We start from the raw sequence: 19,713 nt of genomic DNA, 5'->3' as shown, positions 1-19,713 counted from the left end.
GTGCTGATTCTGTCCCGCCAGGCATCGTACAGCTGCGTTTACTCGTTGGTCCGCTCCCCGGTCGAGGCAACGGGATGGCTGTTGAGGACTAACAAACTAAATATCAAATTTTAGTTACCACAAGAAGTTTATTATACACGTCCGATAGTTTTCGCTGTGCCCCTACCCATGGTGGCAGCGCCGAGTAGGCCCTCCAGCTGACGTGCCCAAAAGGAGTTGCCGCCGCCCTACTCCACCAAGTATGACAGGAAACATAGACAAGGTTCGCAGCATCCTGCTGGCGACGCTGCTGGTCACGTCCGTCTTCGCGGGTGTCGTCGCGTTCTCCGGCAGTGCTGTGGCCGCCGATGACCTCGAGGACGGCCAGCGATACTGGGCCGGCCAGGTCCTCGTCAACGATACGGTCTTCGCATCGTCGGACACCGTCGAGTTGCATCGCCAGACGGACAACGGCTGGAAATTCGAGACCCAGATCGTGACGGACGCGGACGGAAGCATCTCCGTCGACACGTCGGGACTCCAGACCGACACCTACCGCGTCGTCGCGGTCGGGGACTACTCGAAGAACATCACGTTCGAGATATCGAACCAGACGTACAGCGCGGAATCTGACGCGGTGACCGTCGAGAACGACGGTGACGCCGCCCAGACGTCGTTCACCCTCGACTCGAACCGCGTCGGCTACGACTACACGGTCTCTGCGTCCGGCCTCACCGCGTCGCAGGTCCAGAGCGTCCTCGGAGGCACGGGGACGCTCGTCGACACGGACGACGACCCCGAGAACGACGCCGTGAAGTTCACCAACGGTACCACGGAGAACGTGCTCGCGGCGGACTTCGACGGTATCGACCCCGGGAACTACACGTTCACGTTCACCGTCGTGGACACCGGCGACACGGCCTCCGTAGACGTGAGCGTCGTCCAGGCTGCCGCGGGGAACGTGCAGGTCGTCGACACCGTCATCATCGAACAGCGCGGTGACGTGGCAGCGGTCGAGCTCGACGTCGTCGGAACGAGCCAGGGAATCGTGCAGGTCGGCAGCCCGGACGCGGGCTACACGGCCAACGTCAGCGTCACCGACGGTGACGACGACGGCACCGTGACGCTCCTCGTGAACACGTACGCGATGGGGAACGCCACTGGCCACGGCGACGCGGCCTACAGCGCGCTGGACAGCGAGGACTCGGCTTCCATCGTCGCCGGGGAGAACCAGACCCAGCTCCCGTCGCTCATCGACACCGGCGATTACACCATCACCTCGCACGCCGGGACCGACCCGGCAGGCAACGCCCAGGACGTCGGGACGCTCACCATCCGACAGCGCGATACGAACGCCCTGAACGTCTGGACCGCGCCGCAGGGGACCACCCTGCAGTCGGCGTCGGACGTCCGGGACGCGGTCGCCGAGGGCACGCTGACCCGTGACGATACCATCGCCTCGGGTGACGTGCTGGTCCACGAGCTCGACGCCGAGGGTCTCGATGGTGCCATCGCGGTCCAGAACGGTGGCTCCGTCACCGAGCGGTTCTTCGCCCTCACCGGTGGCGAACTATCGCTCACGGTCACCCAGACGAACCCGGACAAGAACCGCATGCGCAAGCAGATCGACCTCGGTCCGGACAACACGACGGTCGTCGCCGACGGGGCGAACGACACGTACTACCTCGTCACGCCCACGGAGAGCCTCGAGGCGAACCGGTCGGGCAACTGGGTCGCGACCGAGGCCGGTGACCGCTTCGAGGCCAACGTCACGGTCCTCGAAAGCGGGACCCTGGCGTCCGCGGACCAGTCGGTCACCGCGGAGTTCGAGCTCGCGAACCGCGAGGTCAGCTTCGACACCGATGCGAACCGCGAACTCAGTGTGGCCGCTGCCGCGAACCAGACCATCTCCGGGACGAGCACGCTCGCACCCGGGTCCACGGTGCAGGTCCGCGTGAACAGCGACGACCCGCTCGAGCCGTTCCTGGAGACGGGGAAGGCGACCGTCGGCCCCAACGGGACGTGGTCCCTTGACCTCGACTTCAGCGACGTGCCCGCGGGCACCAACTTCACCGCGACAGCCCACAACAGCGCGAAACAGCTCGACAGCGTCGAGGGCCAGACCGTTGGCGTCGCCGACATTGGCGTCTCGTCGTTCGACGCACCGAGCACGGTCACACAGGGTGAGAACCTCACCGTCGCCGCGACCGTCTCGAACACCGGTGGCACCGAAGGCACCGCGACCGTCGAGTTCCGCTTCGACGGTGACGTGGTCGAATCCAGGCAGGTGACCGTCGCGGCCGGCGACACGCAGACCGTCGAGTTCGAGGTCACCGCGGATGCCGAGCCCGGCACCTACACGCACGGCGTGTACGTCGGTGACTCGAACGCGACCGGCGAGCTGGAGATCATCGAACCGGATACGACGACTACGACGACGCCACCGACCACGACGCAGCCGCCCACCACCACGACCACGCCGCCGACCACGACGCAGCCGCCCACCACCACGACGGCCGAGCCGGACTCGCCCCAGAGCGGACAGCCCGGCTTCGGCATCGGCGTCGCGCTGGTCGCGCTCGTCGCTGCGGCACTGCTCGCGGTCCGCCGCCAGAACTGAACGCTACCTACCCGGACTTCGTCCGGTCCCTGACTTCGCTTTCTTTCGGACGCGACACCACCCAGCGACAGCGCTGTGACTCACAGCTCGTATCGAGAACTGAGTCCAGCCGAGCAACTATCGTCCGAGTCGGTGTACCGTGGTTCGTGTTCCGATGTCCATTCGAAAATTTGATTCCAGTACGAGGTCGGTTCGTCGATGAGTAGTAGTGCCGTGCCCATCGACGTGGGTGAGCGCATTCGGAACCCAACGCAAACGATGGGCCTCCTGTGGAAGTGGTGTCGAAGCCATTACGACCGGGCGCAGTCCGAGGATTATACCGATTATTACCTGCGCCACACGAAGCGAGGGCGAGACCCACGGTCGCTGGTCGGGCCACTCGAAACGTGGGAGCAAACACTCGAATGGCAGACCACGCAACTGTTCGACCGAATCGGTGTGCAGCCCGAAGACACCGTGCTGGACGTCGGATGTGGTGTCTTCCGGGCAGGACTTCCACTGTTGGAGTATCTCGAGCCCGGAAACTACTACGGTTGCGACATCTCTGAACGGGCATTGAACGCAGGGCGGGCGCGGCTCGAACAGAACGGTATCGACCCGGAACGCGCAGGTCGTATCTGGCGGAACGACGGCCTCAGCTTCCGGGATACCAGCGAGGTAGACCTCCTCTGGAGTCAGAGCGTGCTGACGCACCTGCCACGGGAACAGGCGAAGGAGTTCCTCGGCAGTCTCGACCGGGTGCTCGCCTCGGATGGCGAAGCCTGGATCACGTACTACCGGGGAACCAATTACAAGCCGAAGTTCCAGACCGTGAATTTCCGATACACGGTCGATGAACTTGACGAGATGGCTGGACCACGAACGGTCGAAGACGTCGACCCGGCGGGTCACCCAAACGGGCTGGATCTGCTGGTCGTCCGATAAGGCCGTCTCTACGCTGTCTCGAGTAACTCTTCTGGAGCACCCGCGAGGTCGCGCAACGCGTCGGCTTCGATGAGGTGCAGGTCGCCGGGAATCACGAGGAGGTGGAGTGGGTCGCCGAACTCGCGGTCGGCCAGCGCGGAGAGGCTGTCCGCGGCGACGAGTGGCTCGGGGCTGCCGGCGCGGGCGACGACCACGCCGAGGGTGTCGGGGTAGTACTCGGCGAGGAGGTTCGCGGCGTAGTCGGCGGTCATGTACTCCTCGTGGTCGGGGTCGTCGCCGTCGGGGCCGCGGCCGACCTTGATGTCGAGGTAGACCACGGTGTGCAGGCCCTGCTCGCGGTTGGTGTCGATGGTGCGGCGGACGCTCTCGGGCACGTCGTCGCCGCCGTGGGCGTACTCGAAGGGGAGCGTGGTCGCCTTCCCGAAACGGTAGTTCTGCAGGCCGGTGAGCGAGCTGGTGGCGGTCTGGGCGGTCGTTCCGTGGATGATTCGGGTGTCGATGCCGCGCTCCTGGGCGCGCAGCCGGAGGTCGACGTGGGTCGTGGATATCATCGTGTCCCCGGCGGTCAGGAACGCCACGTCTCCGGACTCGGCGGCATCGAGGATGTCGTCGGGGTGCTGTTCGACGCCCGGGCGGTCTCGAACCTCGATGTCGATATCGTGGTAGGCTTCGAGGTCTTCGACTTCCGCGCCGATGAGATTGCTCGTGTAGAACTCCGCGAAGGCACGGTCGGCGGCCTGGAGCCGCTCGGCTCCCTCGACAGTGATGGAGCGCTCGTCGTACAGGCCGAGGCCGATGAAGGTGAGCATACCGTCCGTAGCGCCATCACGGGCTATAACGTTTCGACCTCGCGCGCGAGGCGAGAACCGGTCCGAAGCGTCAGCGTTAGGACGCCTGCACGGTTCGCACACGATATGAACGTCCCCTGCGTGCGAGTGGAGCGATCCGCCGGCGAGGAGACGCGCCAGGCACTCGCCGAGGCGGGCCTCCTCTCGGAGGAGTACGAGATATCGGCGGGCGACGACTGGGTGTACATTCCGGTGGTGGACCGGGAGTCGGTCCCGCCGGAGTACGACGTCGTCGACCACGACACCTCGACTCGGCGGACGCCGACGACCCCTGCGGACATCCTCGGTTTCGACCCGAGTCTCGAACGGCTCGGCGACATCGCCATCATCGACGAGGACGACCCCGAGCGAGCGATGGAGATCGCAGACGCAATCGTCGCGTCGGACCTTCCGCTCTCGACGGTGGTGAACCGCGCCTCCGAGATCAAGGGCGAGCTGCGGGTGCGAGACTGGGACGTGCTCGTCGGCGACGACACGGAGACCGTCCACCGCGAGTACGGCTGTGGCTTCGCGCTGGACATCGCCGACGTGTACTTCTCGCCCCGGCTGGCCACCGAGCGCCACCGCGTCGTCGAGCAGGTCCAGCCCGGCGAGCACGTCTTCGACATGTTCGCGGGCGTCGGCCCGTTCGCCATCCCGGCCGCCAAGCGCGGGGCCGATGTGGTCGCGGTCGACCTGAACGAGCGCGCCGTCGAGTACCTGCGCGAGAACGCCGAGCGAAACGGCGTCACGGACCGCGTCACTGCGGTCCACGGGGACGTGCGCGACGTGGCTGCGGACTACGAGGGCTGGGCCGACCGCGTCCTGATGAACCTCCCCCACAGCGCGAACGAGTTCGTCGACACCGCGGTCGCGCTCGCCGGCGACGACTGCGTCCTCCACTTCTACGACATCCAGCACGAGGATGACCGCTTCGGGCCGGGCGAGCGCGCCATCCGCGAGGCCGCAGAGCCCGAGTACGAGGTCACCGTCGAGACCCGCCAGACCGTCCGGTCGTATGCGCCACACGAGGACAACGTCTGTCTGGACGTTCGCCTGACGCGGGCCTGATTGTCGAACCGATTCGCAACCCTTATTGGTATCATCGCAGTACGTGAAGATGCGTTCGAGCGCCGGAGGACGGTGCCGGACGAGTGCAAGCCTGCGCCGGTGTAGCTCAGACTGGCTAGAGCGATTCCTTCGTAAGGAATAGGTCGAGGGTTCAAATCCCTCCACCGGCTCTTTCTGTCGAACGAAGTGAGACTGAAGAGCCTCGCGAGGGATTTGAATCAGGGAACGAAGTGACCGTGGTTCACACTCCCTCCACCGGCTTACTTTTCCCGCGAACTATCCCGCCGAGCACCTTGTGTGCTCGGCACTCGTGAGCGGGTAAATCACTGACTGGGCGCTCTGAATCTGTTTCCGACGGCTGTCTCGCGACGTCTGCAGGTCGGTTGCGCGCCCATCCAGTCGGCGAAATGATTTATTAGAGACCGACCGGTTGGTCGACACGATGAAACGCAGAGGTGTGATCTCCCTGCTTGGCGGCTCTCTATTTTCGGTCTCTGGCTGTCTTCGGCTGAGCGAAGGCGGTGGGACGGGAACCGGACAGCAGACCGCCACCGGCGGGGCGACGACAACGGCGACAGGAAGCGAGACGGCGACCGAGACGCAAGCGGAGTCCACGACGGCCGACTCAGCGCAGGCGGCCTATCCGATGGGGCTCTCCGAGGACGGCGCGACACCGCTGCTGTTCTCCGGGCACGTCCGGACCCTCCTGCAATCGAGTTTCCGGGCGGCGTGGACCAAGTTCGATGTCACGAACACCGAGGTCATGTGGCAAAAGGAGTACGACGTGGACAGTGGGTCGGCCCTCGGCCGGTGGACCCGGCGCGGGGGCAGCGGTGAGGTGACCATCTACCGCGACGGCTCCGAGGCGTTCTGGCGCGAGGACATGGACGACCGGGTGACCTACGGCGAGGACGCCGAGGGCTTCGACATCGCCAACGTCACCTGGGCGGTCGAGGTGAAGGCGCTCCTCGAGGTGTTCTCGTGGGGCGCGCCCGAACTCGTCGCCGACTCGCCGGCTGTGTGGCGGGTAGCGGCGACCGGCTTCGAGGAGGGTGCGACCTCGCCCGGGCACCTCGACGGGGAGCTCCTCGGACTCGATTCGGCCTGGCTGGAGGTCACCGAGGACGGCGTGATACGGGCGCTGGAGGCGACCTACCAGGCGAGCGAGCCGACCGGCGACGAACTGCGCGTCACGAGCGAGTACACCGTGGAGGGGGTCGGCGAGACCTCCGTCCCGGACCCGTCCTGGCTGGCGGACGCGAGGGAGAACGCGCCGGTCGTCTCCGCGTCGTTGACCGACGACAGGCGCTTTTGCCGGCTGGAGATCGAGTCCGGGAACCGCATCGAGGCGGCGTCGCGTCTCAAACTCACGAACGTGGACACACACGACCGGACCGTCGTCCCGCTCGAACGGCCTGTCGAGCCGGGCACGCCGGTCTACATCTACAAGGACCGGGAGGAGTTCGACGGCTTCTACATGGGCGGCATCTCGCGCGGCAGTGTGCCAGCAGACGTCTCCCCCGAACCGTTCGACGGTTCGTACGAGGTCTCCGCGGTCCGGAAGACGACGACGTACAACCAGAACCGCGTTCAGATACCGTAACGCCTCGGCTGGCACAGGCTCCCTGATGGGCGTCGAAAGAATGTGTGCTTGGGCGCGTGACGAGCACGTCTGGCGTCGAGGCGGGGTGCGACCGGTGGTGCCATAGCGAGTGAAGGCAGCCTGATTTCGGGGGCTGCCCGTTGCACGGTATCCTGACAGGATGTCGCTAGTGGGGCGACCCGCCTCTGTTCGAACGTTTCGAGTCGGCCATCATCGTTGGTAACCATGAGTGGTAATGGGTGGCCTGGACGGGCTAGGTCCGGTGGTTATCCGGTCGGCAGAACTATCATCTTACCGAGAGTAAACTCGCGTATGCGTATCAAGACCCTGGTCAGGGACGTGATGCAACAGACCGTCGAGTCCATCTCGTCGGAGGCGACCGTGCGGGCATGTGCGGCGCGACTCAGGGACGCTGGCGTTGGTTCGCTGGTGGTGACGAGCGGGGGCGACCCGGTTGGCATCGTCACGAAGAGCGACGTGGTTGCCCTCGTCGCGTCGGACACGGACACCACGACGAAGACCGCGGCGGACATCATGTCGTCGCCGGTGGTCACGGTCCCCGCATCGCGGTCGGTCGAGTACGCCGCGGACCTGCTTCGTGAGGAAGGCATCGACCAGCTGGTCGTCACGGAGGGCGAAGCGCTCGTGGGCGTGCTCTCCGTGACGGAGCTATCGTACTACCTGCCGCGCTTCCAGTACGAACCGGTCGTCGAGGTGGAGGAGGACTGGTCGACGAGCTATGAGGACCGGGACGACCAGGGCCTGAGCGTCGGCGACGTGGTGCGGTTCTCCCAGATCCTGACCGAGACGGAGGTCGAGGAGTTCGCCGCGCTGAGTGGCGATACGAACCCACTGCATCTGGACGACGAGTACGCGGCCAGGACCCGCTTCGGTGGTCGAATCGTCCACGGCGCGCTCGCCTCGAGCGTCATCAGTGCGGCCCTCGCGCGCCTGCCCGGGCTGGTCATCTACCTGAGCCAGAACCTGACGTTCCGCGGGCCGGTCGAACTCGGCGACCGCGTGACCGCGGTGTGTGAGGTCATCGACCGGGTGGGCGAGGACCGCTATCGCCTCCGGACGGACGTGTTCGACACCGACGAGGAGCTTGTCATCACGGGTGAAGCAGTCGTCCTCGTGGACGACGCCCCGAGCACGGACTGAGTACACCGGGCCACGACCGGGCGCGGCACTCCAGCCTCAACGGACGACCGTCACGGGGACCGGCGACCGTCTCAGCACCGTCTCCGCGACGCTTCCCAGGAACACTCGCGAGAGACCGGAGCGGCCGTGACTGCCCATGACGATCGCGTCCACGTCGTTGGCCTCGACGGAGCGCAGTATCTCGCGCGCGGGGTTCCCGGTTTCGAGCGCGATGGTCACCTCGATGCCCCGGTCTGCCGCGAGCGCGCGGGCCCTGGCACACAGTTCTTCACCGTGTTCCCTGGCGGCCTGGACGTACGAGCGACCCTCACTGGGACCTTTCGCCTCGGCGACGTACACCGCCTCGACGGGGTCGACCACGTGGAGGACCGTGATGGCCACGTCGGGGTAGCGGTCGAGCGCGTATTCGAGCGCACGGTCTGCCAACGGCGACCCGTCGATGGCGACGAGAACGGATTCCATGCTCGAACAGAGGTGCGCATCTGCGATAGCAGAGTCGCCAGCTGCTGCATCTTATGGTCACCGCAGGAGTAGTAGCCGAGGATGCTTCGGGAACTGCTGGGGGACGAGGTCGAAGATTCAGGCCAGTACATCGCTGAGGTCATCTACGGGGCCAACGACGGTATCGTGACGACGTTCGCAGTCGTCTCTGGCGTCGCAGGCGCTGCCCTCGACCCCGGTATCGTTCTCATCCTCGGGATGGCGAACCTGTTCGCCGACGGGTTCTCGATGGGCATGAGCAACTTCCTGAGTCGGCGCTCGGAACTCGACTACGCGGAGGCGTCCGGGACGGAGCACGTCGAGGACGGGAAGACCCCGGGCCGGACCGCGCTGACGACGTTCCTCGCGTTCGTCGTCGCCGGGTGGACCCCACTCCTTCCCTACATCCTCGACACAGGGCTGCTGTTCGAGCTCTCCATCCTCGTGACGGCGGTTGCGTTCTTCGTCGTCGGGGCAAGTCGGAGTCTCGTCACCAACCGGTCCTGGCTGGTCAACGGCTCGGAGATGCTGGTGGTCGGGATGCTCGCCGCCTCGGTCGCGTACGGTGTCGGGAACCTGCTGGCTGGGCTGGCGTGACGAGACGCGTGGTCGCGAGCGACGGTCGTCGCGACGCTGGAATGGGAATCGGAGAAATCAGGGCGGTTGCGTGGCGTTACTGTTCGGTGACGTACCGGTACGCACTGATAATCAGCACGATGACGGCGGCGGTGAGTGCCAGGACGAACAGGGACAGGATCATCCCGAAGATCGCCTGACTGAAGCCGCCTCGCATCCACGAGAACATGTCGTTCGCGATGTCGAGCAGGAGCAGCATGACCAGGAATATCACTTCGACGAGGGCGAAGGGCTTGAGCCACGAGTTCCGGGCGAGGAAGCCGTCTTCGACCTCCTCGGGACGCCGAAGTTCGGTGGCGTCAGCTTCGTTTCCAGTGCTCATGTGAACAATGTACGGCCCCCCACGCGTATAAAAATTGCCTGTTTCTCCCGTCAACGCGTCGACCGGGAATCGGCGTCCTCGACCGGCTGTTCCGTCGGTTCGACGGTGGTACGGTCGTCGTGGACTGCCCGTTCCCACGACCGACCGTTTTCGGGGTCGGCGGCAGCCGTATCGGTCTCGGCTTCGACCTTCTCGGTCAGCAGGTCGACGGCCATCTGGTTCGCGCCCTCGGGGATGATGACGTCCGCATTCTTCTTGGTCGGCTCGACGAACTGCTCGTGCATCGGTTTGACCGTCGAGAGGTACTGGTCGATGACGCCGGCGAGTTCGCGCTCGCGCTCGATGACGTCGCGACGGATGCGCCGGAGGATGCGCACGTCGGCGTCGGTTTCGACGTACACCCGAAGGTCGCACATGTCGGTGATGGCGTCGTCGTAGAGCGCGAAGATTCCCTCGACGACGATGACGGTGGATGGCTCGACGGTCACCGTCTCGTCCTTGCGGTTGTGGATCGAGAAATCGTACTGGGGCATCTCGATGGGTTGGCCCATCAACAGCGAGTCGAGCTGTTCGATGAGCAGTTCCCACTCGAACGCGTCGGGATGGTCGTAGTTGAGCGCCTCTCGCTCGGCCATCTCGAGGTCGGAGTTGTCCTGGTAGTAGTTGTCGAGTGGGATTCGTGTCACGGCCTCGCCTACCGTGTCGGCGACTTCGCGGGCGACAGTCGTCTTGCCTGCCCCCGTCCCGCCCGCGATGCCGATTACGAACGTCGGGATGGTCATCGTCGAAACAACGGTGGAACAGGTTTTCAAAGAACCGATTCCGTCGGAGTGGCCCTGACGCACCGGTTACTCCCTGCGCGTAAGTGTCGGGGAGTCTATATTATAACCGATGCTGGCCTAGACGCACTCGACCCTGAAACAGCCCCGCGAGACGTGTAGTCAACTCGATACGATGGCGGCGTGGGGGCGCGGGGAGACTGGGACGACGATACCATGAGAAGACAGCATCTGACACGGCGACAACTGCTCCGGCTGGTGGGTGGTGGCCTCGCAGTCGGCACACTGGGTGGCACCGGCCAGGCGGCTCCTGTCGCCCACGACGGCGAAGCACCGGGGACCAACCTCATCGCGGGGCTCGAAGCACCCGAGGAGGAAGATAGCGGGGAGTTCCGGTTGCTCGTCGCCTGGGAGGAGCGGTTCAACGGCCGCGTCGTCGACGCCTATCCAGCCGACCGGACGGGAAAGCAGGCTCCCCTGTGGTCTCGGGCACAGTACCGTGACCGGTTCCCGATGTTCTCTGCACGAACCCTGGACACCGCCTTCCGTGAGCAGTTCCTCGACATCGACGCGCTCTACGGTGCCAGCGGGAACCAGCCCCTGATGGACCTGACGGGTATCCAGCCCGGGGACGAGGGCCAGCTGGACCTGTTCGTCCAGCCGGTCCGGAGAGACGGCATCGTCGGCGTGACCGGCAGGCTCCTCTCGGACGGCGCGCAACAGCCCCAGGCGACTGCTGGGAACGAAACGGGGGAACCCACACCCACGGCGACGCCGGCAGCGACCACGGCGATGGCCGACGCCGTCACCGCGATGCTGGTCCAGACCGGCCACACCGGCGTCGGAGAGATGACGACGGTCGTCCTCGCCGAGGGCACGCTCCGCGAGGTGCTGGCCGCGGTCGGGGACCGACCGGTTCCCCTCGATGGTGACCTCTCGACGGACACGCTGGACTGCACGAACGACGCCGCGGTCCCACACGTCCGGCTCACGTGGCGACTGCCCGAGACCGCCTCGGTGGCGGCCGGCGATGGGGTGCGCTTCGACCTCCGGTTCACGGCCGTCCCCTGCCCCACCGCGACCAGACCGGCGCTCTCGGTGACGACGCGCTCGTACATGATGAGCTCGAACCGGCTGGTCTACATCGTCCGCGTCCGGAACGACGGGCCCGCGACGGCACGGAACGTCCGGGTCGTCCCGAAACGCGAGGTCGGACCGGCGAGCCAGCGGACCACCATCGCCGGCTACGGGAACTGCCTGCTCGACCCCTACGACTGGCTCGACGTGGAGGCGATCCGCGTTCGGAAAGGGCCCACGACGTCGATGCTCAACGACTTCTCGAAGGGCGATGCCGGCGGCGGCCTGACCTACGACCAGACGTACGACCCCCGGACCGGTATCTGGCACCTCGGGACCGTCGAACCGAAGCAGACCTGGGAGCTGCTGGTGACCCTGAACACCAGTCCCTGTGCGGCGGGCCAGACCTTCCGCAACACCGTCGAGGTCCGCACCGACGACTGGTGGACGAACCGACTCCACGACCCGGCGGCGTGGACCGCGACCACCGAAACGGCACTCGACTGAGCCGCGACCCGTGCTGACGGGTCGGCAGCTCACGATTTCGTGTTAGACCCTCGTATCGTCCCGGTGAGGGACATGGCCCTCTGCTAAGAGCGAGCATGGCGTATGTCAGCATGTCCTGGGGAGAGGGGACAGATCATGACCACGTACCAACGACGGCGACGGCAGGTACTCGGGCTCCTCGGTGCCGGCATCGGCATCGGAGTGGCGAGCGGTTCTGCCAGCGCCAGCGCGCAACCGGGGGAGTACAGTCGAGCACCGACGGTGCACGCCGCGGAGCCATCGCTTCGAATCGCCTGGCAGGCGACCTACAACGGGGTCGGGGTCGACGCCCACCCCGGCAGCGCTGAGCACGGACAGCAGGGGGACATCCTGACCCGCGAGGAGCTCGACGCGGCGACGCCGGGCCTCGGCGCGACCGCGGTCGAGACGTGTTTCGAGGCACAGTTCGCACCCGCGAGCGAGGCGTTCGGCTGTGGGGGTGCCGGCCCGGTCGTCGACCTGACCGACGCCGCGCCAGGCGACGAGGGGTCGGTGGCGTTCGACCTGTTGCTCACCGGCGAACCCGGACTGGCGGTCATGCGAGGCCGACCGTGCGGGCAGTCGACGCTCGATGCCGAGAGCGAGGGCGTGGCGGTCCCAATCGACATCTCGGTCGTCCCGCTCCAGACCGACTTCGGCATCGCCCGCCCGCCGCCGGGCCAGTTCCCGCTGGCTGGGCGGGGCGACCCCGACGGAGCCGAGACGACTGCGATGCTCGACGCTGCCCAGGCGGCGGTCGTTCACACCGGGGCGCTCGACGCCGACGGCCCGACCGAGACCGTCCTGGTCGAGGGGACGCTCGGTGAGGTCCTGACCGCCGTCGCCGCGGGCACGGTCCGCGTCGGCGGCGACCCGGCCGTGGAAGGGTCGTGCATGGCAGCTGACAGCGTCCAGACCGTCCGCTTCGACTGGTCGGTTCCCGACTCGGCGACGGTCGACGCCGACGAGGACTCGCCGACTGCAGTGGCACTGGGGTTCGAGGCGGTAGCCTGCGACGCCGAGGAGTGACCGGTCACCAGCACCGACCTCTGCATCTTCGCCGCACTCGAACGCGACGCTTACCCGTCGTGACACACAACGAATCGCGTATGTCCACCACACGCGGCCGCTTCCGGGTGCTCGCCAACCCGCGGGACGAGGACGTCTGGACCTTCGTCTCGCTCCCCGACGACCCGGCCGAGCCGACCGAGGAGGCGTACGAACTTGTCGACGTGGCCCACACCGGCCACGGCGACCTCGACGAGACCGTCTCGGGGCTGCGCCCTGGCTACGTCGTCGAAGCCGAGCTTTCGTGGGCCACCGAGGACCCCACCGTGGAATCACTCGCCGTCGAGAAGCGCACGCTCTACGCCAGTGCTGACGGCGTGACGAACCTGTTCGAGGCCGCCCAGGACGCCTGGGAGAACGCCCGGGCACAGGGCGAGGCGATGGCCTCGCAGGTCACCCGCGACACCGACGGCGCGGTCAACGGCGTGCTCTACGTGTTCGGCGAGCCACAGGGTGCGGGCGACCTGTACGACGAGTTCGTCTCGGGCCGGCGGCCAATCGAGCCCCTCGTAGAGCGGGTGAACGAGAACGAGGAACCGGGCGACCGTGAGGTCTTCGTCCTGCGGCCTGCCGGCGGCGAGTTCGTGGTCATCTACATCGCGCTGGCGAAAGACGGACTGCTCGCGGAGACGGTTCGGGACACCTACGACCTCCCGCGGCCCGACGAACCACTGGCCTGAGCAGCGCTGCGTTCACTCACTCGTCGAGTCACTCGCCGCCTCGAGTGCGTCGGGTGCAATTCCGAGCCTCGTCCAGTAGACCGTGCCATCGTACCTGACGAGGTAGTCCCCGTTCAGGCCGTCCTCGGGCGTCTCGTCGAGTGCGCGGACCTGTTCACGACCACGGAACTCGTCTGTGAGTTCACGGAACGCCGACGGGAGTTCGTCGTCTGGCTCTACGAGGTACGCTCCATCTTCGATAGCCGTCTCCACGATATCGCGCTGGCCCGCCGGCAGCTCGCCGAGTTCGAACGCGAACCGGTCCCGGAGCTTGCTGGCGTACGCATCCACCGTGTCGACGTGTTCGGCGGTGTATCGATAGGTGTAGATGGTCGTGTCACTCGCGCGGTCGACCACCCACTCGGCCTCGTTGCCGTTCTCCCAGACGATGTACGAATACGCCGGGTCGGGGACCAGGACCGACTCCTCGCGCTCGGCGTGTGTATAGAGGAACCCGGTTCCAATGCCGACGGTTTCACCGTTTGCCAGTCCGTGCTGACGGAACATATCGCGGTCAACCGCCGGAAGCTCCGCGAATCGAATCGCCTCGTTCTCGGTCACCGACCCCTGGACGATGTCGACCTTCACGGAGAACCGGGTGGCGGGTGTCTCTTCGACGACCTCGTGGGAGAGAACGTACACGTCGTCATCGTACAGGATGTGCCGGTCTTCCCGTAGTGGTGGTCCTATAGCTCGCGTCTGCGCGCCCCCGTCGAGAATCCGGTCGAACAGCTGGGCTTCCTCGTTGGAGTCCCCGGCCGATTCTACCCAGGGAAGGGTTCGCCGGACCATCCGGACCTCGTCCAGTGCCGTCATCGTGAGTTCGGCCGTCGGCATCTCTGACGGCTCGAAGGCCAGGGAACCCGAGCTCCCGCCGGAAAGTTCGGTACAGCCGGCCAGTGTCGCGGGAACGAGCGCGGCAGTCGCTGTGAGGAGGGCTCGTCGTCGCATACCCGAACGTATCAGTACTATTGTAAACCGTTTGTGGTGTGCCTACCCCATCCCCGGGATGGCTTACGACTCGAAATCCAGTCGCTGCACCCGCCCGTCGGTGTAGATGACGTATATCTCCGCACTCCCGTCCCCGTCGGTATCCGACAGTACCGGGTGTGCGAGCACGTCCACGTCGCGCTCGTGGGTCGCCAGCACTTCGCCTGTATCGGGGGCGACAACCGAGACGGTGCCGTCGTTGCTCGCAATCACGAGCTCGTCCTCGCCATCGCCGTCCACGTCGCCGAGCACCGGCGGCGGCATCATCTGGACCGCCTCCGTGGTTATGGCGCTCTCCCAGCGGACCGAGCCGTCCCGGCCGTCGAGGGCGACCGTCGAGCCGTCGCCGGCAGTAGCGAACACGGTCGGGACGCCATCGACCGTGCCGACGGCTTCGACCGCCGAGAGGAGTTTCGTGTCGTGTTGCCACTCGTATTCGCCGGTTCGGCCGTCGAAGGCCGCCACGGGGCCCTCCTGCGTGCCAACGACGAGTTCGACCGCCGGGTCCGAGTCGAGCTGCCCGGTCGTCATCCAGGTGACCGCGTAGCCCGCCTTCGTTTCCCACTCGGCGGAGCCGTCGGCACCGTAGGCGGCCAGGATGCCATCACGACCGGCGATGGCGACCTCGGTCTGGCCGTCGCCGTCGAGGTCGGCGACGGCGGGGGTCGCCCAGACGTAGGTCGAGCGGTTCACGGACCACACCGGTTCGCCCGCCTGCGAGAGCGCCTGGACGTAGCCGCGCACGTCGGCGACGAGCGTCTCCGTGGCAGGCCCACCGGTGACGTTCGCAACGATGGGCTTCGAGTAGCCGTAGGCCGACAGCGGGTAGCGGTCCTCGACCGCGCCGGTGTGGGGGTCGAAGGCCACCACCTCGCGCTCGGTCGTCGTCGCGAGCACCGACCGAGAGCCGTCACCGTCGTGGTCGGCGACGCTCGGGTCCGCGACCGAGTGGGTCGTGCAGTTCGCGCGGGGCACCTCGTAGCGCCACTGCTCGTCGCCGGAGTCTGCATCGAGCGCGACGAGTGCACAGTTCCCGAACTGCTTCGTCGAACTGACCGGGGCGAACACCATGGGGTCGCCGTCGACGACCGCAACGGCCGGTTCATGGTGGTTGCTGCCCCCCTCGACCGCGGTGTCGCTCGTCCACGCGACCGTGAGCTCGCCGCCCTGGCCATCGGAGAGGCCGACGTAGGCGACGCCGACCAGTCCGGCGACGATGACGAGCAGGGCGACGAGCGTCCGGGGGCGCATCGCGTGATGCTTGGAGAGTCGGAGGAAAAACGTTGCCCGTCCCCGCGCGAGTTTCGACGGGTGAACCAACGGTTCTTTGAGGGGAGCGAGACGAGTCGCTGCCAATGAGTCGGCTCTCGCGCCTGCTGACGGCCGTGTTGCTCGCGCCGGTGGTACTGGCAACCCCCGCCAGCGCCCACGGGAACACGTCGGCCGCGCCCCCGATTCCGGCCTGGTTGCTGTTCCTCGGGGCCGGTGGCGCGGTCGCCGTGACGGCGGTCGTCGTGTCCCAGATCGACGCAGCACCGACCGCGGTCGACGACGTGCTGTTCCGGGTGCCGGCCCGGGCTGGCGACGCGGTCCGGTGGGTGGCTCGCACCGTCTTCCTCGTGGGCTTCCTCGCGGCCATCTACACCGGACTGACCGGCCCACAGACCCCGGAGGAGTTCGCGACGGTGTTCGTCTGGCCCGTCTGGTTCAAGGGGCTGCTCGTGGTCTCCGCCGTGGTCGGCAGCCCGTGGCGTTCGCTCTCGCCCTGGGAGACGCTGTACGACCTGCTCGCACGGCTTGAAGGCGAGGACCCCTCGCTCTGGTCGTATCCCGGGGAGCTCGGCACCTGGCCCGCGGCCTTCGGCTTCCTCGTGCTCATCGGGTTCGCCGAGAACCTGAGCACGGTGCCAACCAGTCCGCGGCTGACCGCGGTGACCATCGCCCTGTACGCGACCGTGATGCTCGTTGGCGGGGTCGTCTGGGGCCGCGACTGGTTCGCCAACGCGGACCCGCTCGCAGCGTTCTACCGCCTCGTGGGGCGGGTCGCGCCACTCTCGATTCGGCGTGGTGAGGGAGGCGAAGGAACCGACGGCGGCGACTTCCAGATCGTCCAGACCTCGCCGTGGAAAGCCTGCAGCGAGGCACTCCCGGACCGGGGTGCGGCCGCACTCGCCGTGGCCGCGGTCTACACCGTCAGTTTCGACGGGCTCGAGGCGACCCCCGAGTACCAGAACCTCCATGTCTGGGCCGTGGAGTCGGTCGGACTCGGGGTCTACGCGAAACTCCTGCTCTACGTCGCGGGCTTCCTCGCCTTCCTGGCGGTCTTCTGGCTCGTGGTTCGCCTCGCGGCCGCGCTCGGCGAGGGTGACGCTCACCGGGCAACCCTGGCGTTCGGTGCGACCCTGCTCCCCATCGCGGTCGGCTACGACCTCGCACACAACTACCCCTACGTCCTCCGGAGCCTGCTCGCGTTCGTCGAGGTGACGACCCAGCAGCCGGTCGTGGCGACGCCGCTGGCCATCGTCCCGCCGCAGGCTATCTGGGGGACCGAGGTGCTGCTCGTCGTCGTCGGCCACGTCGCGGCCGTCCTCGCGGCCCACACCGTCTCGCTCCGGGTGTTCGGGTCGCTCGACCTGGCCCGCCGCGGCCACGCACCGATGGTCGTCCTCATGCTCGGCTACACCGTGCTCTCGCTGTGGGTGTTCTCCCGGCCGGTCGTGTCGACGGTCGGCTGAACCGGACGATATCGACCGTCTCCACGCGGCTCACGGCGGTTCGACGCCCGAACCACAACGGTTTTTTACAGCATCTCACTAGACGACACCATGCGACGACGCCGCCTCCTCCGCGCCCTCCCCGCGGCCGCCATCCCCGCAGTGGCCGGCTGTCTCGGTGGCGGTAGCGACGGAACCGCCACACCCCCGCCCGAACCGACCAGTCAATCGACCCCGCCGACCACGTCCGAACCTGCTGGTCCCACGGGCGTGTACGTCCAGTCCTACCGCGAGGGGATGGCCATGTTCGGCCCCGTGACGAGCGGCGACTACACCTTCGGGCTCATGCTCGCGGTCCCGCACGACTTCTGGACCATCACCGGCACCGAGCGCGAAGCCAAGAAGAAGACGGACCAGCACGCGGTCCACCTGATGGCGCAGGTGTGGCACGAGGAGAGCGGGCAGGTCCTCGCGGACACCAGCCTCTCCGTCGAGATTCTGCAGGACGGCGAGCTGGTCAGCGAGGAGGTCATCTACCCGATGCTGTCCCAGCGCATGGGCTTTCACTACGGCGGCAACTTCACGCTCGCGGGCGACGGCAGCTACACGGCGAAACTCTCGGTGGCGGGCCTCCAGATCGGTCGCATGGGGTCCTTCGCGGACAAGTTCGGCGAGCCCACGACCGCCGAGGTCGACTTCGAGTTCACCCAGCAGGTCCGGGACAAGCTCACCATCCAGGAACTCGATGCCGCGGGCCAGAAGGGAGCCATCCGGCCGATGCAGATGGGTGACATGCCCGTCGGCCTCGCGCCGAAGCCGGAGGCGCTCCCCGGGACGACCATCGGGACCGAGCGCGTCGACGACGCCGACCTGGTCGCGAAGTACGTCGACGGCGGCCGATTCGCGGGTTCGGGGGAGTCCTACCTGTACGTCTCCGCGCGGACCCCCTACAACGACCTGCTGTTGCCGATGATGGGCCTCGACGCGCTCGTGCGTGACGGCCAGACCAAGTTCGACGGCCAGCTCTCCCGGGCCGTCGACCCCGACCTCAGTTACCACTACGGGGCGACGGTGCCGTCGCTCCAGTCGGGCGACGAGGTCGAGATAGGAGTGGTCGTTCCCCCGCAGGTCGCCCGCCACGAGGGGTACGAGCGGGCATTCCTCCAGATGGATGGCGCGACGTACGTCATCTAGCGACAGGCCTTTTTTCGTCCGGTCCACACGTGGTATCATGCGCCGCCCCCTCCCCCTCCTCGTCGGCGTCCTCGTGGTCGCCGCGGCGGTCGTCGTGGTGACACCGGCCACGGCCCACGGGAACCACCTGAGCGTCGATGCGCAGGTCTCCAGCGACGGCACCATCGTCGTCGAATCCATGTTCATGACCAACCCCGGCCACCTCGTCGTCCACCAGAACCAGGGTGGCGAGATCGGCCCGCCGCTTGGCAACGCGTACGTCCAGCAGGGCTTTCACAGCGACTTCGCGGTCGCCATCGGCGACCAGTACTGGGCCGACCAGGACGGCACGCGTTCGTACTGGCTGGTCCTGCACCGCGACGACGGTGACGGCGAGTTCGAACCCGGCACCGACACGCCGATCCAGGGTATCGCCGGGAACTACGCCGGCCAGCAGGTCACGGTCGGGAAGAGTGCCGACGGCGCGGTCAGGGTCGTCACCGGCGGGTTCACCACCCAGCGCGTCGACGCCGGTGCCGTGACCGTCCGAAGGGTCGACCTCGACCGCCCGGGCTACGTCGTCCTCCGGAACGTCACCGACGACGGAAGCACCGGCGAGATAGTCGGGACGACGGCACTCGATGCCGGCTCGCACGGGAACGTGACCGTCCCGCTGTCGGAGTCCTTCTTCGACTCGCTCTCGGTGAACAAGTCGACGGAACTCGAAGCCGTGTTGTACGCCGGCGACGGCGACGGGAGTTTCGCTGCGGACTCGGACGACCCCATCCAGGTCGGGGACGAGACCGTCAGCTCGCGCTTCGACATCCGCAAGGTCGAGAACGCGCAGGCGACCACACAGCCGCTCATCAACACGCCAGAACCGACGACGACGGCTGCAGCCACCGAGACGGACTCTGCGACGGTTCCCGGGACACAGTCCGGGAGCGAGTCCGGCGACCAGCAGAGCGCAGTGCCGGGCTTCACCGGGGCCACTGGAGTACTCGCGCTCGTGGCTGGCCTCGCGCTCTTGCTGCGACGAGCGTAA

The 19,713-nt window shown here is 66.9% G+C and carries 18 protein-coding genes and 1 tRNA gene; 13 read left to right on the top strand and 6 right to left on the bottom strand.

Going from position 1 to position 19,713, the window contains the following annotated elements:
• Positions 1–241: 241 nt before the first annotated feature.
• Positions 242–2,599, top strand: a complete 2,358-nt coding sequence (locus ACSC1S_RS09540) for a BGTF surface domain-containing protein (RefSeq protein ID WP_435364102.1) — start codon at positions 242–244, stop codon at positions 2,597–2,599.
• A gap of 198 nt (positions 2,600–2,797) precedes the next feature.
• On the top strand, positions 2,798–3,523 hold the full coding sequence (locus tag ACSC1S_RS09535; RefSeq protein WP_435364101.1) for a class I SAM-dependent methyltransferase: 726 nt from the start codon (positions 2,798–2,800) through the stop codon (positions 3,521–3,523).
• A gap of 8 nt (positions 3,524–3,531) precedes the next feature.
• On the opposite strand, the gene dph5 is transcribed toward ACSC1S_RS09535, so the two are convergent.
• Positions 3,532–4,332, bottom strand: a complete 801-nt coding sequence (gene dph5 / locus ACSC1S_RS09530; protein WP_435364100.1) for a diphthine synthase — start codon at positions 4,330–4,332, stop codon at positions 3,532–3,534.
• Between the two features lie 105 nt (positions 4,333–4,437).
• On the opposite strand from dph5, the gene ACSC1S_RS09525 reads away from it, so the two are divergent.
• The 4 genes from ACSC1S_RS09525 (at position 4,438) to ACSC1S_RS09510 (ending at position 8,185) form a co-directional block, all read left to right on the top strand.
• Positions 4,438–5,421, top strand: coding sequence for a class I SAM-dependent methyltransferase (locus ACSC1S_RS09525; RefSeq protein ID WP_261651603.1), 984 nt, complete (start codon positions 4,438–4,440; stop codon positions 5,419–5,421).
• Between the two features lie 95 nt (positions 5,422–5,516).
• Positions 5,517–5,591 (top strand) — tRNA-Thr (locus ACSC1S_RS09520).
• A 272-nt stretch (positions 5,592–5,863) separates the two neighbouring features.
• A complete protein-coding gene (locus ACSC1S_RS09515; RefSeq protein ID WP_435364099.1) occupies positions 5,864–7,024 on the top strand; it encodes a hypothetical protein in 1,161 nt (386 codons plus the stop codon).
• Between the two features lie 312 nt (positions 7,025–7,336).
• Complete coding sequence (locus ACSC1S_RS09510; protein WP_435364098.1) at positions 7,337–8,185, top strand: CBS domain-containing protein; 849 nt, start codon at positions 7,337–7,339, stop codon at positions 8,183–8,185.
• Positions 8,186–8,221: 36 nt separating this feature from the next.
• Here ACSC1S_RS09510 and ACSC1S_RS09505 read toward each other — a convergent pair whose 3' ends face one another.
• A complete protein-coding gene (locus ACSC1S_RS09505) occupies positions 8,222–8,647 on the bottom strand; it encodes a universal stress protein (protein WP_435364097.1) in 426 nt (141 codons plus the stop codon).
• Positions 8,648–8,728: 81 nt separating this feature from the next.
• On the opposite strand from ACSC1S_RS09505, the gene ACSC1S_RS09500 reads away from it, so the two are divergent.
• Positions 8,729–9,262 carry a VIT1/CCC1 transporter family protein gene (locus tag ACSC1S_RS09500; RefSeq protein ID WP_435364096.1) on the top strand — a complete coding sequence of 178 codons (534 nt, stop codon included), beginning with the start codon at positions 8,729–8,731 and terminating at the stop codon, positions 9,260–9,262.
• A gap of 76 nt (positions 9,263–9,338) precedes the next feature.
• Here the strand turns inward: ACSC1S_RS09500 and ACSC1S_RS09495 are convergent, their stop codons facing one another.
• Both ACSC1S_RS09495 and udk read right to left on the bottom strand, forming a co-directional pair.
• The gene (locus ACSC1S_RS09495; protein ID WP_435318625.1) at positions 9,339–9,623 is read right to left on the bottom strand and encodes a hypothetical protein; all 285 of its coding nucleotides are present in this window, start codon (positions 9,621–9,623) and stop codon (positions 9,339–9,341) included.
• 50 nt (positions 9,624–9,673) lie between these two features.
• On the bottom strand, positions 9,674–10,405 hold the full coding sequence (udk, locus tag ACSC1S_RS09490; RefSeq protein WP_435364095.1) for a uridine kinase: 732 nt from the start codon (positions 10,403–10,405) through the stop codon (positions 9,674–9,676).
• Between the two features lie 213 nt (positions 10,406–10,618).
• Here udk and ACSC1S_RS09485 point away from each other — a divergent pair, with 213 nt between their 5' ends.
• The 3 genes from ACSC1S_RS09485 (at position 10,619) to ACSC1S_RS09475 (ending at position 13,752) form a co-directional block, all read left to right on the top strand.
• Positions 10,619–11,986 (top strand): hypothetical protein, encoded by a 1,368-nt coding sequence (locus ACSC1S_RS09485; RefSeq protein WP_435364094.1) that lies wholly within the window; start codon positions 10,619–10,621, stop codon positions 11,984–11,986.
• A gap of 135 nt (positions 11,987–12,121) precedes the next feature.
• Positions 12,122–13,033: a hypothetical protein gene (locus ACSC1S_RS09480; RefSeq protein WP_435364093.1), complete on the top strand. Its 912-nt coding sequence runs from the start codon at positions 12,122–12,124 to the stop codon at positions 13,031–13,033.
• Between the two features lie 80 nt (positions 13,034–13,113).
• On the top strand, positions 13,114–13,752 hold the full coding sequence (locus tag ACSC1S_RS09475) for a DUF6663 family protein (RefSeq protein WP_435364092.1): 639 nt from the start codon (positions 13,114–13,116) through the stop codon (positions 13,750–13,752).
• A gap of 12 nt (positions 13,753–13,764) precedes the next feature.
• Here the strand turns inward: ACSC1S_RS09475 and ACSC1S_RS09470 are convergent, their stop codons facing one another.
• On the bottom strand, positions 13,765–14,742 hold the full coding sequence (locus ACSC1S_RS09470) for a hypothetical protein (protein ID WP_435364091.1): 978 nt from the start codon (positions 14,740–14,742) through the stop codon (positions 13,765–13,767).
• Positions 14,743–14,805: 63 nt separating this feature from the next.
• A complete protein-coding gene (locus ACSC1S_RS09465) occupies positions 14,806–16,032 on the bottom strand; it encodes an outer membrane protein assembly factor BamB family protein (protein ID WP_435364090.1) in 1,227 nt (408 codons plus the stop codon).
• A gap of 104 nt (positions 16,033–16,136) precedes the next feature.
• Between ACSC1S_RS09465 and ACSC1S_RS09460 the strand changes: the two genes are divergently transcribed.
• The 3 genes from ACSC1S_RS09460 to ACSC1S_RS09450 all read left to right on the top strand — a co-directional run bounded on the left by ACSC1S_RS09460 (position 16,137) and on the right by ACSC1S_RS09450 (position 19,713).
• Positions 16,137–17,516 (top strand): hypothetical protein, encoded by a 1,380-nt coding sequence (locus tag ACSC1S_RS09460; RefSeq protein ID WP_435364089.1) that lies wholly within the window; start codon positions 16,137–16,139, stop codon positions 17,514–17,516.
• A 90-nt stretch (positions 17,517–17,606) separates the two neighbouring features.
• Positions 17,607–18,689: a DUF7350 domain-containing protein gene (locus ACSC1S_RS09455; protein WP_435364088.1), complete on the top strand. Its 1,083-nt coding sequence runs from the start codon at positions 17,607–17,609 to the stop codon at positions 18,687–18,689.
• Between the two features lie 37 nt (positions 18,690–18,726).
• Entirely contained in the window at positions 18,727–19,713 is a 987-nt protein-coding gene (locus ACSC1S_RS09450; RefSeq protein WP_435364087.1) for a DUF7282 domain-containing protein, read from the top strand.

This window comes from Haloarchaeobius pelagicus, assembly GCF_051207375.1.
Lineage (GTDB): Archaea > Halobacteriota > Halobacteria > Halobacteriales > Natrialbaceae > Haloarchaeobius.
The sequence above is the reverse complement of the archived record's forward strand: the minus strand, read 5'-3'. Positions and strand labels throughout refer to the sequence as shown.

What these genes read in the sequence shown, in the direction of transcription:
- ACSC1S_RS09540 (WP_435364102.1), top strand. Translation starts at nt 242, where the DNA reads ATGACAGGAAACATAGACAAGGTTCGCAGCATCCTGCTGGCGACGCTG.
- ACSC1S_RS09535 (WP_435364101.1), top strand. Translation starts at nt 2,798, where the DNA reads ATGAGTAGTAGTGCCGTGCCCATCGACGTGGGTGAGCGCATTCGGAAC.
- dph5 (WP_435364100.1), bottom strand. Translation starts at nt 4,332, where the DNA reads ATGCTCACCTTCATCGGCCTCGGCCTGTACGACGAGCGCTCCATCACT.
- ACSC1S_RS09525 (WP_261651603.1), top strand. Translation starts at nt 4,438, where the DNA reads ATGAACGTCCCCTGCGTGCGAGTGGAGCGATCCGCCGGCGAGGAGACG.
- ACSC1S_RS09515 (WP_435364099.1), top strand. Translation starts at nt 5,864, where the DNA reads ATGAAACGCAGAGGTGTGATCTCCCTGCTTGGCGGCTCTCTATTTTCG.
- ACSC1S_RS09510 (WP_435364098.1), top strand. Translation starts at nt 7,337, where the DNA reads ATGCGTATCAAGACCCTGGTCAGGGACGTGATGCAACAGACCGTCGAG.
- ACSC1S_RS09505 (WP_435364097.1), bottom strand. Translation starts at nt 8,647, where the DNA reads ATGGAATCCGTTCTCGTCGCCATCGACGGGTCGCCGTTGGCAGACCGT.
- ACSC1S_RS09500 (WP_435364096.1), top strand. Translation starts at nt 8,729, where the DNA reads ATGCTTCGGGAACTGCTGGGGGACGAGGTCGAAGATTCAGGCCAGTAC.
- ACSC1S_RS09495 (WP_435318625.1), bottom strand. Translation starts at nt 9,623, where the DNA reads ATGAGCACTGGAAACGAAGCTGACGCCACCGAACTTCGGCGTCCCGAG.
- udk (WP_435364095.1), bottom strand. Translation starts at nt 10,405, where the DNA reads ATGACCATCCCGACGTTCGTAATCGGCATCGCGGGCGGGACGGGGGCA.
- ACSC1S_RS09485 (WP_435364094.1), top strand. Translation starts at nt 10,619, where the DNA reads ATGAGAAGACAGCATCTGACACGGCGACAACTGCTCCGGCTGGTGGGT.
- ACSC1S_RS09480 (WP_435364093.1), top strand. Translation starts at nt 12,122, where the DNA reads ATGACCACGTACCAACGACGGCGACGGCAGGTACTCGGGCTCCTCGGT.
- ACSC1S_RS09475 (WP_435364092.1), top strand. Translation starts at nt 13,114, where the DNA reads ATGTCCACCACACGCGGCCGCTTCCGGGTGCTCGCCAACCCGCGGGAC.
- ACSC1S_RS09470 (WP_435364091.1), bottom strand. Translation starts at nt 14,742, where the DNA reads ATGCGACGACGAGCCCTCCTCACAGCGACTGCCGCGCTCGTTCCCGCG.
- ACSC1S_RS09465 (WP_435364090.1), bottom strand. Translation starts at nt 16,032, where the DNA reads ATGCGCCCCCGGACGCTCGTCGCCCTGCTCGTCATCGTCGCCGGACTG.
- ACSC1S_RS09460 (WP_435364089.1), top strand. Translation starts at nt 16,137, where the DNA reads ATGAGTCGGCTCTCGCGCCTGCTGACGGCCGTGTTGCTCGCGCCGGTG.
- ACSC1S_RS09455 (WP_435364088.1), top strand. Translation starts at nt 17,607, where the DNA reads ATGCGACGACGCCGCCTCCTCCGCGCCCTCCCCGCGGCCGCCATCCCC.
- ACSC1S_RS09450 (WP_435364087.1), top strand. Translation starts at nt 18,727, where the DNA reads ATGCGCCGCCCCCTCCCCCTCCTCGTCGGCGTCCTCGTGGTCGCCGCG.